The organism is Amorphoplanes friuliensis DSM 7358, assembly GCF_000494755.1.
GTDB classification, from domain to species: Bacteria; Actinomycetota; Actinomycetes; order Mycobacteriales; family Micromonosporaceae; genus Actinoplanes; species Actinoplanes friuliensis.
On record NC_022657.1, the window covers coordinates 2,256,986 to 2,270,771 of the forward strand.

Here is a 13,786-nt window from a genome sequence, read left to right on the forward strand (position 1 = left end):
GATGACAACGGAGACACAGTCCGGACGGGCACGCCCCGAGGCCATCAAGGCCGTGCCCGTCCGGCACCCCGGGCGCTGGGTGACGATCGCGGTCCTCGCCGTGCTCGCCGCAATGTTCATCCACCTGCTGGTCACCAACGACCGGTTCAACTGGCGGTTCATCTTCGTCAGCATCGGTGACGGCAAGCGTGGCGTCATGTTCACCGGCCCGGTGCTCGAGGGCCTGCGCGGCACCATCCTGCTGACCGTCCTCGCGATGATCATCGGCGTGGTGCTCGGTGTGGTCGTGGCCGTCATGCGGCTCTCGACCAACCCGATCCTGTCCGGCGTCGCGTGGCTCTACACCTGGATCTTCCGGGCCGTGCCCCGGCTCGTGCTGGCGATCCTCTTCGGCAACCTGGGCATCCTGTGGGAGCGGATCGGGTTCGGCCTGCCGTTCGACCGGCAGATCGGCAACCTGTTCGGCATCCACGATCTGAACGCGCAGTTCTACAGCATCAAGGCCACCGACCTGCTCTCTGGCTTCCTCGCCGGTGTGCTGGCGCTGGGGCTGTCCGAGGCCGCGTACATGGCCGAGATCGTCCGGGCCGGCATCCAGTCCGTGGACGAGGGGCAGGCCGAGGCCGCGTCCGCGCTGGGTCTCTCCCGCGGGCAGGTGCTGCGCCGCATCGTGCTGCCTCAGGCGATGCGGGTGATCGTCCCGCCGACCGGCAACGAGACGATCGCCATGGTCAAGGACACGTCACTGGTGGCGTTCGTCCCGGTGACGTTCGAGCTCTTCTTCCAACTGCAGGCGATCAGCTCGCGCACGTTCATCGTGCTCCCGGTCCTGATCGCCGCCTGCATCTGGTACCTGATCCTGTCCAGCGTCCTGATGATCGTGCAATTCTTCGTGGAACGGCACTTCGGTCGTGGTTACGGCACGGCCGGCCGTGCCCGCCTGCGCCTGCGCGGCCTGACGGCCGAGCAGGGCGGCACCATCGCCGAGGGGGACAAGCCATGACCGACGCTTCCGCCGCCGAGATGGTACGCGCTGACAACGTCCACAAGTCGTTCGGTTCGCTCGAGGTGCTCAAGGGCATCGACCTGGTCGTCAAGGCCGGTGAGGTCTGTTGTGTGCTCGGGCCCTCGGGCTCCGGCAAGTCGACGTTCCTGCGCTGCATCAACCACCTCGAGAAGATCAACGCCGGCCGCATCTTCGTCGACGGCGACCTCATCGGGTACCGCGAACGCGGCAGCAAGCTCCATGAGCTCCGCGAGAAGGAGGTCGCCGCGCAGCGCCGTGCCATCGGCATGGTGTTCCAGCGGTTCAACCTCTTCCCGCACATGACGGTCATGCAGAACGTCATGGAGGCGCCCTGCCGCGTCAAGCGGGAGAGCAAGAACGAGGTCCGTGACCGGGCGGCGGCGCTGCTCGACCGGGTCGGTCTCGGCGAGAAGATGGACAGCTATCCCGGGCAGCTCTCCGGCGGCCAGCAGCAGCGGGTCGCGATCGCCCGGGCCCTGGCGATGCGGCCCAAGCTGATGCTCTTCGACGAGCCCACCAGCGCGCTCGACCCCGAGCTCGTCGGTGAGGTCCTCGACGTCATGAAGGACCTGGCCCGCGACGGCATGACCATGGTCGTGGTGACCCACGAGATCGGCTTCGCCCGCGAGGTCGGCGACTCGCTGATCTTCATGGACGGCGGTGTGGTGGTCGAGCAGGGCCCCCCGCGGGACGTCATCTCGAATCCGCAGCAGGAACGAACCAAGGCATTCCTCAGCAAGGTGCTGTAAAGCAGGCGGGGCGGTCCAGGTTTCTGTCGCACGTCGCGACTAGAGTTCAGCGACGTGAGTGACGACGCCCAGACCCCCCGCTTGCTGCTGCTCGACGGGCACTCGCTGGCTTATCGCGCGTTCTTCGCGCTGCCGGTGGAGAACTTCTCGACGCAGACGGGCCAGCCGACCAACGCCGTGTTCGGCTTCACCTCGATGCTGATCAACATGCTGCGTGACGAGAAGCCCACGCACATCGTGGTCGCCTTCGACGTCTCGCGCGTGTCGTTCCGCACCGAGAAATACGCCGACTACAAGGCCGGCCGGGCCGAGACCCCGCAGCCGTTCCAGGGCCAGGTCAGCCTGGTCAAGGAGATCCTCGAGGCGCTGCGCATCCCCGTCGTGGAAAAACCCGGCTACGAGGCCGACGACGTCATCGGCACGCTCGCCTGCCAGGCCCGCGACGCCGGCATGGAGGTCGTCATCTCCACCGGCGACCGCGACGCGTTCCAGCTCGCCGGCGAGCACGTCACGATCCTCTACCCCGTCCGCGGCGTCTCCGAGGTCTGGCGCATGACCCCCGAGGCCATCGAGACGAAATACGGCGTCCCGCCCGGCCGCTACCGCGACAAGGCCGCCCTGGTCGGCGAGGCCAGCGACAACCTCCCCGGTGTCCCCGGCGTCGGCGACAAGACCGCCGCCAAGTGGATCAATCAGTACGGCGGACTCGAGGGCATCATCGCGCACGTCGACGAGATCAAGGGCAAAGCGGGGGAGAACCTCCGCGCGCACCTGGCCGACGTCATGCGCAACTACGAGCTCAACGCCCTGGTCTGCGACCTCGAGCTGCCGCTGCGCCCCGAGGACGTCAAGTGGCAGGGCTGGGACCGCGAGGCGGTGCACCAGGTCTTCGACGCGCTCGAGTTCCGGGTGCTGCGGGAACGGCTGTATTCGTACCTGGAGGCGGTCGAGCCCGAGGCCGAGTCCGGCTTCGACCTGTCCGGCACCGTCCTGGGCGTCGGCGAGGTCGCCGGCTGGCTCACCGAGCACGCCCGCGAGGCCCCCGTCGGCGTCGCCGTCACCGGCCGCTTCGGCCGCGGCACCGGCGAGCTGACCGGCATCGCCGTCGCGACCGGCGACGGCCCCGCCGCCTGGTTCGACCCCGCGACCCTCGACGAGAGCGACGAACGCGCCGTCGCAGCCTGGCTCGCCGACGCCGACCGGCCGAAGGTCATCCACGAGGCCAAGCCGGCGATGCTGGCGTTCCGCGCCCACGGCTGGACCCTCACCGGTGTCCGCGTCGACACGGCCCTCGCGGCCTACCTCGCCAAACCCGACCAGCGGGCGTACGACCTGACCGACCTGGCCCTGCGCTACCTCAAACGCGAGCTGCGCGTCGACGCCCCCCAGGACGGCCAGCTCACCCTCGACGGCCTCGGCGAGGAGGAAGGCACGGCCGAGCAGAACGTCATGCTCCGCGCCCGCGCCACCCTCGACCTCGCCGACACCATCACCGAGGAGCTCTCCCGCGACGACGGCGCCTCCCAGCGCATCCTGGCCGAGGTCGAGCAGCCGCTGGCGATCGTGCTCGGCGAGATGGAACACGTCGGCATCGCCGCCGACACCGAATACCTGTCGGAGCTCGAGGCCCACTTCGCCGCCGAGGTGAAATCGGCCCAGCAGGGCGCCCACGAGGTCGTCGGCCGCGAGTTCAACCTGGGCTCACCCAAGCAGCTCCAGGAGATCCTCTTCACCGAACGCGGCCTGCCCAAGACCAAGAAGATCAAGTCCGGCTACACGACGGACGCCGACGCCCTGCAGAGCCTCTTCGCCCAGACCGGCGACCCCGTCCTCGAGCACCTGCTGCGCCACCGCGACGTCGCCAAGCTCAAGTCCACCGTGGACGGCCTGCTCAAGTCGGTCTCCGACGACGGCCGCATCCACACCACGTTCAACCAGACGGTCGCCGCCACCGGCCGCCTGTCGTCGACCGACCCCAACCTGCAGAACATCCCCATCCGCACCGAGGAAGGCCGCCGCATCCGCCGCGCCTTCGTCGTCGGCGAGGGCTACGAGCAGCTGATGACGGCCGACTACAGCCAGATCGAGATGCGCATCATGGCGCACCTCTCCGGCGACGAAGCCCTCATCGCCGCCTTCAACTCCGGCGCCGACTTCCACGCCGCGACGGCCTCGTCGGTCTTCCACGTCCCGGTCGAAGAGGTCGTCCCCGACCAGCGCCGCAAAATCAAGGCGATGAACTACGGCCTGGCCTACGGCCTCAGCGCCTTCGGCCTCTCCAACCAGCTCACCATCACCACCGAAGAAGCCCGCACCCTCATGGACGAGTACTTCCAACGTTTTGGAGGCGTCCGCGACTACCTCCAGGCCGTCGTCCGCCGCGCCGTCCAGGACGGCTACACCGCCACCATCCTCGGCCGCCGCCGCTACCTGCCGGACCTGAGCAGCGACAACCGCCAGCGCCGCGAAATGGCCGAACGCATGGCTCTCAACGCCCCCATCCAGGGCTCAGCCGCCGACATCATCAAAATCGCCATGCTCAACGTCGACGCCGCCCTCCGCGCCTCCGACCTCACGTCTCGCATGCTCCTCCAGGTCCATGACGAACTGGTCTTCGACGTCGCCCCGGGCGAGCGTGCTGCTCTCGAAGAGCTGGTGCGCCGGGAGATGGGCGGGGCTTACCCCCTGTCCGTACCGCTCGAGGTCTCGGTCGGCGTCGGCCAGGACTGGAACGGGGCCGATCACTAGGCCCTCTGTTTCTCGAGGGTCCGGCTGGTTGCATGGGGGCTTGGGGGCGGGGATAACCCACTCCGGGCGGTCAGGCTTGATCCCTGCGTGGGTCATCCCCGCCCCCAAGCCCGTCGTGGTCCAGGTTTCTGCTCTCCCGCCCGTTGTGGTTCGGCTTTCGCTCTTTGCGGCCTCTCCCAGGCCCGTCGTGGTGTGGGTCCTGGTCTCATGCGGCTGGCCCGGTTCGTCGTGATCGGGTCCTGCTCGTGGTGCGGCCGTTGTCGGGCTCGGCTCGGTCCGGGAGGTTGCGCGGCGGCCGGTGGGCTTCGATTTCGGCTTCTGTTGCGTGGTGGGCTGTCGCCGTTGTGGGGCTCGCGTGCAGACGGCTGGCCACGATGATCAGCGCAGGGCTGGAAGCTTGCGGCTTCGGATTTCGTCTGTGGCTGGCTTGGGGGACTCGCATCCGCGAGGTCGCGCTGCTCGCCGCCGAGATTCCTGGCGCCGGCGTGGTGGCCTTCGCGATCGGTCTTGCCTCGCCGTTGCTGTCTGATGGGTGGTCTTTGCCTTCGCTGGGCGGCCGTGGGCTCCGCCGCCGCAGAGGTAGCTCTGTTGCCCGGCTGCTGGTGGACGCCTCGTCACGCTTGTTTGGACGGCCGTTGAGACCTGGTCATCTGCTTCGGCTGGCCTTGGTGTGCTGTGGGGGCGGGTTTGTTGTGGTGGTTGTTTTGTTGGGCGGTCTCTTTGTGTTGGTGGGTCGTCGCTTTGTGGGGTCGTTTGGTGGGGTGCGCGTGTCGTTTGGGGGGTGGGTGTCAGATTTGTGTCTTGAGGGCTTTTCGCGAGGCTTGACTATTGGCGGTCGTGACCGGGGCCACTGGCGGGAGTTGGTGCACCGGGTCTTATAAAGATTGTGATCGATGCAATTAGGTGGCGAAAGTTTCGAGGTCGGGGGCCGGTTCGGGCTCTACCTGCACCGTCCACCTCGGAATCCGTGGTGAAGGGCTGGGTCAACCGGCTTTCGTGAAACCCGTTGTGCGGCAATGCATTCTGGCGTTGCGCGACCGGGAGCTAGCCCTCCGCAGTTGCCGTCGGATTCCTGATTCCTTGCACTTGCTTCGGTTTGCAAGGGTGGGCCCATGCCGAGTTCTACGATCGAATTGACACCGTCGTCAAGCGCGTGGGCACCCCTCGCCCGCCGGCCGCTCGACGCCGACCAGGCGCGGGCGTTCGCGCCGATGTTCAAGGCTCTTGGTGATCCGGTGCGGCTGCGGCTGCTGTCGATGATCGCGTCCGCCGGCGGCGGCGAGGTGTGCGTCTGCGACCTCACCGGCTCCTTCAAGCTGACCGGCCCGACAATCTCCCACCACCTCAAGGTCCTCCGCGAAGCCGGCCTGGTCGACAGCGACCGCCGCGGCACCTGGGTCTACTACCGCCTGGTCCCGGCCGCCCTGACCCTCCTCGCCGGCCTCCTCGACGTCAGCAGCGTCCCCTCCGCCTGAATCGGCTGTCCCACGGCCGGCGCGGTGCCCGATCAATCGACCCGTTGCGCAGACACTTGCCGCTCTCGTCAGCCTGATCGCGGCCCGCATCGGATCCCGCTGCGCTCCAGCGCGCCGACCTGCCCGCGGCACGGCTCCCGTGGATCCCGCATGCCCGTGCGTGCAGACGCTGCTGTCCTGGTCGCGATCCCTCACCAAGCTGAGCCACTCGTTACCGCGCCGCCCGGCATCGGCCGTGGAGGTGAAGACTCGCCCTGCCACGCGCTGGATCGTCCCGCGCGAAGCCAAGATCGTTCCCAACGCGCTTCGGTCGTCAAGTAACGCCACCCGAGCAGGTCAGCTTCCCCGGACCGTCAGCTCCCGGATCCGGGTGCGCGGCTCGGCCATTGCGCGGCTCGGCCACAGCGCGGCCCGGCCACAGCGCGGCTCGGTCACTGCGCGGCTCGGTCACTGCGCGGCTCGGCCACAGCGGAACTCGGCCGCTGTACTACTCGAACGCCGCCAATCCCACGCAGGCGAAGCCCACCCGGTGCTGCCAGGTGCGACCCGCCACCGCATGGGCGGTCGAACTTCCCACGTGGCCGCCCGCCTTGAGAGGCCGTCCGATTCCCACGGCCGCAGGCGACCCCGTCGACAGGGTGAAGGGGAAGGGGCGGCCAGGGCCGCGACGAATACCCGCGCAGGCGGGCCGTTGCCTTCCGCCCGGAGCACGTTGCCGGCGACCGCAGGTCGGGCCGGGGGCGCGTCGCCTGAGACCGCAGAGGTAGAGCCGATCGGTCCACCCTCGCCGCCGGGTTCACGCGCGGATCGGCGGCGTTACTTCTTGAGGGGGTCGTGGCCCCAGTTCATCAGGGAGTAGCGCCATTTGGAGTCCTTGATGTCGCCGGAGGGGCGCTGGGCCAGGTGGCGGTGGACGTAGCCGACCACCTTCCGCATGTGCGCCTCGTCGGCCTCGCTCAGGTCCGACTTCTTCTTGCCGAGGAGCTTCACGATTTTGCGGCCGGAGTCGTGGCCCACGGATTCGTGGCCTTCGGCGTCCTTCTGACCGACCGACTTTGACTCTTTCGTGTCGAGCCACTTCTCCAGCTCGGATGCTGTCATGTTCACCGCTGAGCGGAAGTCGGTCTCAGCTGTCATGGTGCAGGGCTCCCGGCTTGTGGACCGCCTCGCGGCCGGTCTTGGCGCTCTTCACCTTGTACTGGGGGTCGTCCTCGGAGGCGGCCACCTTGCGCCCGGCCTCGGAGGTCGACTTGGTGATCTTCTTCTCGACCGTGCCGTGGACCTTCTGGCCGTGGCTGTTCCAGGTGACCTTCTCGCCCTTGCTGAGGTTCTCGTCATCTGCCATGAGCTGGGGATACCCGGTCAGGCGGGCAAGTAACTGACGAAGATGGCGGTCCCCGGGAAGAGTTTGCCGCGCAGGGGGCTCCACTGGCCCCAGATCTGGTCGTGGCCCTCCGGCCACTCGGGCTCGATGAGGTCGGTGAGGACAAAACCGGCGCCGACCAGTTCGCGGATACGGTCGCCGAGGGTGCGGTGCTGTTCGACGTAGCTGGGCACGCCGTCGGCGTCCTGTTCGACGTACGGGCGGCGGTCGAAGTAGGGGTGGACGGCCAGGAGGCCGTCCTCGCCGGGCTCGTCGAGGAAGATCCAGCGCATCGGGTGGGTGAGGGAGAACACCCATCTGCCGCCGGGCTTGAGGACGCGGGCCACCTCTTTCATGACCGCGCCGGAGTCGGCGACGAACGGGATAGCGCCGAAGGCCGTGCAGACCACGTCGAAGGAGGACGTCGCGAAGGGGAGGGCCAGGGCGTCGGCCTGGACGAGCGGCACGTCGACGCCGGACCTGGTCGCGGCCTCGCGGGCGTGGCGGAGCATGCCGGCCGACAGGTCGAGGGCGACCACGTCCGCGCCCTGGCCGTCGAGCCAGCGGGCTCCCGCGGCGGCGCCGGCGCCGAGCTCGAGGATCCGTTTGCCGCGGACCTCGCCGAGGAGGTGGGCGTCGGCCTCGCGTACTCCTTCCGGGCACCAGACGAAGTCGACGTCGCCCAGGAACGGGCCGTGCTCCTCCTGGTAGTCGTCGGCGTCCAGATCCCACCAATGACGGCTGGCGACCCGGCTCTCGGCGTCGGTGACGACCCGGCGCAGGGTGCCGGCCAGGGAAGATGGTTGCGCTTCGATCACCGTTCAGACGGTACGGGGACAGTACGACACTTCCCGAGCGGGGCCCGAAATGGCACAAAACGACCGTGGCGGGGGGTTTCGCGGGATGAATGTGCCTCGGTCATCAGGAGGGCTTGCAACCTGTGGTAATGCGCACGGTAAGCTAGTCGATGCACTCGCGGATCGTGTGCCTCGGCAGGGAGCAGGTTCCGCAAGTCGTCGGTCCCAGCATGATTCTGCTCGCTTGATCTGACCTCAGTTGTCGTGATCACCGGATGTTCGTGCTGTGTCCGCCGTCGGATCCGCGGGGCGCGAGAGTCACCACGACACCATCCGTTCGGAGCAACAGTCCACATGACGAGCAGCATCGAGGCCACCTCGAGCGCCAACAGGGTCACCGTCGACGATCTTGGCTCGGAGGAAGCATTCCTCGCAGCCATCGACGAGACCATCAAGTACTTCAACGACGGCGACATTGTCGAAGGCACCGTCGTCAAGGTCGATCGGGACGAGGTCCTGCTCGACATCGGCTACAAGACCGAGGGTGTCATCCCCTCGCGCGAGTTGTCGATCAAGCATGACGTGGACCCCGCGGAAGTGGTGTCGGTCGGTGACCACATCGAAGCCCTCGTCCTCACCAAGGAGGACAAGGAAGGTCGCCTGATCCTCTCGAAGAAGCGTGCGCAGTACGAGCGCGCGTGGGGCACGATCGAGAAGATCAAGGAGGACGACGGCGTCGTTCGCGGCTCCGTCATCGAGGTCGTCAAGGGTGGCCTCATCCTCGACATCGGCCTCCGTGGCTTCCTCCCGGCCTCTCTGGTCGAGATGCGTCGCGTCCGCGATCTCCAGCCGTACGTCGGCCGCGAGCTCGAGGCGAAGATCATCGAGCTGGACAAGAACCGCAACAACGTGGTCCTGTCCCGCCGCGCCTGGCTCGAGCAGACGCAGTCCGAGGTTCGCACCGAGTTCCTCAACAAGCTGCAGAAGGGCCAGGTCCGCAAGGGCGTCGTGTCCTCCATCGTCAACTTCGGTGCCTTCGTGGACCTGGGTGGCGTGGACGGCCTGGTGCACGTCTCCGAGCTCTCCTGGAAGCACATCGACCACCCGTCCGAGGTTGTCGAGGTCGGCCAGGAGGTCGAGGTCGAGGTGCTCGACGTCGACCTGGACCGCGAGCGCGTCTCGCTGTCGCTGAAGGCGACCCAGGAAGACCCGTGGCGTCAGTTCGCCCGGACCCACGCGATCAACCAGATCGTGCCGGGCAAGGTCACCAAGCTGGTTCCGTTCGGTGCGTTCGTCCGCGTGGACGACGGCATCGAGGGCCTGGTGCACATCTCCGAGCTGGCCGAGCGGCACGTCGAGCTGCCCGAGCAGGTCGTCCAGGTGGGCTCCGACGTCATGGTCAAGGTCATCGACATCGACCTCGAGCGTCGCCGGATCTCGCTGTCGCTCAAGCAGGCCAACGAGAACTTCGTCGAGGGCGAGGAGCACTTCGACCCGACCCTCTACGGCATGGCGGCGACGTACGACACCGAGGGCAACTACATCTACCCGGAGGGCTTCGACCCCGAGACGGGTGAGTGGCTCGAGGGCTTCGACAAGCAGCGCGAGGTGTGGGAGAAGCAGTACGCCGACGCTCGCGAGCGCTGGGAGGCCCACACCAAGCAGGTGCAGGCGTCCCGCGAGGCCGACGCCGAGGCCGCGCTCAACCCGGCTCCGGCCGGTGGCGTGACCACCTCGTCGTCCACTTCCACCTCCACGTCGTCCTCGAGCACGTCCTCGGGCCCGGCGCGCGCGGCGGAGGAGCCGGCCGGCACCCTGGCCACCGACGAGGCGCTCGCCGCTCTGCGCGAGAAGCTCGCCGGCGGCAAGGCCTGATCCAGGGCCTCAGCTAGCAGCTAGATCGGCTTGAGGGCCGTCCGCGATTTCGATCGCGGGCGGCCCTTCGGCATACTGTCGGCGTGCTGAAAGTGGGTCTCACCGGAGGAATCGGCGCCGGCAAGAGCGCGGTCGCCCAGCGTCTCGTCCAGCGGGGCGCGATCCTGATCGACTCGGACGTCCTGGCCCGCGAGGTCGTCGCCGCGGGCACGGACGGCCAGGCCGAGGTCGTCGCGGCCTTCGGCCAGGAGATCCTCGGCGCGGACGGCGAGCTCGACCGCCCCGCCCTCGGCGCGAAGATCTTCGGAGACCCAGCGGCCCGCCGCCATCTCGAAACCATCATTCACCCCCGGGTACGCGCCGGAGCAGCCGAAATGCTCTCCTCGGCGGCACCGGACGCGATCGTGGTCAACGATGTGCCGCTGCTCGTGGAGACCGGCATCGCCGCGACATTTCACCTGGTCATCGTCGTGGAGGCCGACACGGACCGGCGCATCCGCCGGCTCGTCGAGACCCGTGGCATGACCGAGGAGCAGGCGACCGCCCGGATCGCCGCCCAGGCCGATGACGCTGTCCGCCGCGCAGCCGCCGACGTGGTGATCACCAACAATACCGGCTTCGACGAGCTGGACGCCCGGATCGAGGACCTCTGGACGACGCGGCTGCTCCCGTACGAGGAGAATGTCCGTTTGAAGCGTCACGCTCCGCATGAGCGGGCGCTGCATGTCGTACCGTCTGATCCGACCTGGCCGGAGCAGGCGGAGCGGGTGATCGCCAGGATCCGGCACGCGCTCGGCGGTGAGGCCGAGGTCTCGCACATCGGGTCGACGGCCGTGCCGGGGCTTCCGGCCAAGGATCTGCTGGACCTCATGCTCGCCGTGCCGACGCTGGACGACGCCGACAAGGCCGCAGAGGCGCTGGCGCGCGCGGGCCTGCCCCAGCGGGAGGGCGAGTGGTTCGACAACGCCCGCGGCGTACCGGGAAAGACCTGGCCGAAGCGCCTGCACGGCAACGCGGACCCGGGCCGGTCGGTCAACCTGCACGTGCGGGTGACGGGCTCGCCGGGCTGGCGTTTTGCCCTGCTCATGCGTGACCACCTCCGCGCGGACACCGCGGCCCGCGACGGCTACGCGGCGGCCAAGGAGCGGTGGGCGGCGCAGCACAGCGACGTGGAGAGCTACGCGGATGCGAAGGAGCCTTGGTTCGACGCCGAGGCCGACGCTGCTCAGAGCTGGGCCGAGGCGACGGGCTGGCAGGCGGCCGGCTGAGCCCGGCCTTCTGAGCGGTGGCCTGGCCTTTGGGCGCTGGCCCGGCCTTCTGGGCGGTGGCCTGGCCTTTGGGCGCTGGCCTGGCATAGGGGCGCTCGCGGCGGCCTGCTCGCGCAAAGCGCGACCATCGCGGGATGCGCGCGCCGGCCAGAGCCGGGTGCTGCTATCCGCGGGCCGGCTCGGTCGCACCGTGTGGTGGTGCCGGACCTGCCGGGCGGCCGCCGCGAGCGGCCTACCTGATCACGCTAGCCCCGCCGCGCAACGGCGGGCAATCTCGTTTCCGGCGTCCGGATGTGCACCCTCAGCACGGGCCTCCCAGCGGGCCGCGGAAAGTTGTCACACCCCCGACGTACCGTGGTTCCCATGGCGCTCGACATCCCACGACTCGACGGCCGCTTCGAGGTCATCAGTGACTACAAGCCGGCCGGTGACCAGCCCACGGCCATCGCCGAGCTGGAGCGCCGGGTGCGCCGCGGCGACCGCAACACGGTGCTGCTCGGCGCGACCGGCACCGGCAAGAGTGCCACCACCGCCTGGCTCATCGAGAAGCTGCAGCGACCGGCCCTGGTGATGGCGCCCAACAAGACCCTGTGCGCTCAGCTCGCCAAGGAGTTCCGCGAGCTGATGCCCAACAACGCCGTCGAATACTTCGTCAGCTACTACGACTACTACCAACCCGAGGCGTACATCGCCCAGTCCGACACCTACATCGAGAAGGACTCGTCGGTCAACGAGGAGGTCGAGCGGCTGCGGCACTCGGCCACCATGTCGCTGCTGACCCGCCGCGATGTGATCGTGGTGGCGACCGTGAGCGCGATCTACGGCCTCGGCACCCCGCAGGAATATGTCGAGCAGGCGGTCAACGTCAAGGTCGGCCAGGAGTGGGACCGTGACAAGCTGCTGCGCCGCCTGGTCGACATCCGGTACGCCCGCAACGACATGGCCTTCCAACGGGGGACGTTCCGGGTCCGCGGGGACACGCTGGAGATCATCCCGGCCTACGAGGAGCTCGCGATCCGCATCGAGCTGTTCGGTGACGAGATCGAGAAGCTCTACTATCTGCACCCGCTGACCGGCGAGATCGTCCGCGAGGTCGATGAGCTGATCATCTTCCCCGCGACGCACTACGCGGCCGGCCCGGAGCGGATGGAGCGGGCGATCCGCGACATCGAGGCCGAGCTGGCCGAGCGGCTGGCCGAGCTGGAGCGCCAGGGCAAGCTGCTCGAGGCGCAGCGGCTGCGGATGCGCACCACCTACGACATCGAGATGATGCGCCAGGTCGGCTTCTGCAACGGCATCGAGAACTACTCGATGCACATGGACGGCCGTTCGCCCGGCGAGCCCTCGCACACCCTGCTGGACTACTTCCCGGACGACTACCTGACCGTCCTGGACGAGTCGCACGTGACGATCCCGCAGATCGGCGGCATGTACGAGGGGGATGCCTCCCGCAAGCGCATCCTCATCGAGCACGGCTTCCGGCTGCCGAGCGCCGCCGACAACCGGCCGCTGCGCTTCGACGAGTTCCTCGAGCGGGTCGGGCAGATGGTGTTCCTGTCCGCGACGCCGGGCCCGTGGGAGATGGGGGAGGCCCAGGGCGAGTTCGTCGAGCAGATCATCCGTCCGACCGGCCTCGTCGACCCGCAGGTGGTGGTCAAGCCGACCAAGGGCCAGATCGACGATCTGATGCACGAGATCAAGCTGCGCACGGACAAGGACGAGCGGGTCCTGGTCACGACGCTGACCAAGAAGATGGCCGAGGACCTCACCGACTATCTCCTGGAGAACGGCATCCGCGTCCGCTACCTGCACTCCGAGGTCGACACGCTGCGCCGCGTCGAGCTGCTCAAGGAGCTGCGCAAGGGCGACTACGACGTGCTGGTCGGCATCAACCTGCTGCGTGAGGGCCTCGACCTGCCCGAGGTGTCGCTCGTCGCCATCCTCGACGCCGACAAGGAAGGCTTCCTGCGCAGCGGCCGCTCGCTGATCCAGACCATCGGCCGCGCCGCCCGTAACGTCTCCGGCGAAGTCCACATGTACGCCGACAAGATGACCCCGTCGATGAAAAACGCGATCGAGGAAACGGACCGCCGCCGGGCCAAGCAGATCGCCCACAACGAGGCGAACGGCATCAAGCCGGAGCCGCTCCGCAAGAAGATCCACGACATCCTCGACGACATCTACCGCGAGGCCGAGGACACCGACTCGGCGGTCGGCGGCCAGCTGGTCGGCGGCGGCGGCCGCCAGATGTCACGCGGCAAGGGCCCGGTCCCCGAGACTCGCTCCAAGGCGCGCGGCTCGTCCGTGCCGGCCCGCGAGGGCATGGCCCGCGTCGAGCTCGCCCAGCTGATCCAGGACCTGAACGACCAGATGCTGGCCGCAGCCCGCGAACTCCAGTTCGAACTCGCAGCCCGCATCCGCGACGAGGTCCAAGAGCTCAAGAAGGAACTCCGCAACATGGACGTGGCCGGCGTCAAGTGACAA

10 protein-coding genes are annotated in these 13,786 nt (G+C 68.3%); 7 read left to right on the forward strand and 3 right to left on the reverse strand.

All coding sequences use genetic code 11. The annotated features are described in order from the left end of the window. Position 1 precedes the first annotated feature (1 nt). The 4 genes from AFR_RS10520 to AFR_RS10535 all read left to right on the forward strand — a co-directional run bounded on the left by AFR_RS10520 (position 2) and on the right by AFR_RS10535 (position 5,999). On the forward strand, positions 2-1,003 hold the full coding sequence (locus AFR_RS10520) for an amino acid ABC transporter permease (protein WP_023360186.1): 1,002 nt from the start codon (positions 2-4) through the stop codon (positions 1,001-1,003). Then, the gene (locus AFR_RS10525) at positions 1,000-1,776 is read left to right on the forward strand and encodes an amino acid ABC transporter ATP-binding protein (protein ID WP_041840767.1); all 777 of its coding nucleotides are present in this window, start codon (positions 1,000-1,002) and stop codon (positions 1,774-1,776) included. The genes AFR_RS10520 and AFR_RS10525 overlap by 4 nt, the downstream gene beginning before the upstream one ends. A gap of 54 nt (positions 1,777-1,830) precedes the next feature. Further along, on the forward strand, positions 1,831-4,524 hold the full coding sequence (gene polA, locus AFR_RS10530; protein ID WP_023360189.1) for a DNA polymerase I: 2,694 nt from the start codon (positions 1,831-1,833) through the stop codon (positions 4,522-4,524). 1,112 nt (positions 4,525-5,636) lie between these two features. Next, positions 5,637-5,999, forward strand: coding sequence for an ArsR/SmtB family transcription factor (locus AFR_RS10535; protein ID WP_041840768.1), 363 nt, complete (start codon positions 5,637-5,639; stop codon positions 5,997-5,999). 816 nt (positions 6,000-6,815) lie between these two features. On the opposite strand, the gene AFR_RS10540 is transcribed toward AFR_RS10535, so the two are convergent. From AFR_RS10540 to AFR_RS10550, 3 genes are read right to left on the reverse strand one after another with little or no spacing between them, the layout of a single operon-like run. Beyond that, complete coding sequence (locus tag AFR_RS10540; protein WP_023360193.1) at positions 6,816-7,136, reverse strand: DUF3140 domain-containing protein; 321 nt, start codon at positions 7,134-7,136, stop codon at positions 6,816-6,818. Beyond that, positions 7,126-7,344 (reverse strand): hypervirulence associated TUDOR domain-containing protein, encoded by a 219-nt coding sequence (locus AFR_RS10545; protein ID WP_023360195.1) that lies wholly within the window; start codon positions 7,342-7,344, stop codon positions 7,126-7,128. Before AFR_RS10545 ends, AFR_RS10540 begins: the two co-directional genes overlap by 11 nt. A gap of 17 nt (positions 7,345-7,361) precedes the next feature. After that, positions 7,362-8,180 (reverse strand): class I SAM-dependent methyltransferase, encoded by an 819-nt coding sequence (locus AFR_RS10550; RefSeq protein WP_023360197.1) that lies wholly within the window; start codon positions 8,178-8,180, stop codon positions 7,362-7,364. A gap of 333 nt (positions 8,181-8,513) precedes the next feature. Here AFR_RS10550 and rpsA point away from each other — a divergent pair, with 333 nt between their 5' ends. From rpsA to uvrB, 3 genes are all read left to right on the forward strand, one after another. After that, the gene (rpsA, locus tag AFR_RS10555; RefSeq protein ID WP_023360199.1) at positions 8,514-10,034 is read left to right on the forward strand and encodes a 30S ribosomal protein S1; all 1,521 of its coding nucleotides are present in this window, start codon (positions 8,514-8,516) and stop codon (positions 10,032-10,034) included. 83 nt (positions 10,035-10,117) lie between these two features. After that, positions 10,118-11,302, forward strand: a complete 1,185-nt coding sequence (coaE, locus tag AFR_RS10560) for a dephospho-CoA kinase (protein WP_041840769.1) — start codon at positions 10,118-10,120, stop codon at positions 11,300-11,302. 363 nt (positions 11,303-11,665) lie between these two features. Further along, positions 11,666-13,783, forward strand: coding sequence for an excinuclease ABC subunit UvrB (uvrB, locus tag AFR_RS10565; RefSeq protein ID WP_023360203.1), 2,118 nt, complete (start codon positions 11,666-11,668; stop codon positions 13,781-13,783). The last annotated feature ends 3 nt before the right edge of the window (positions 13,784-13,786 follow it).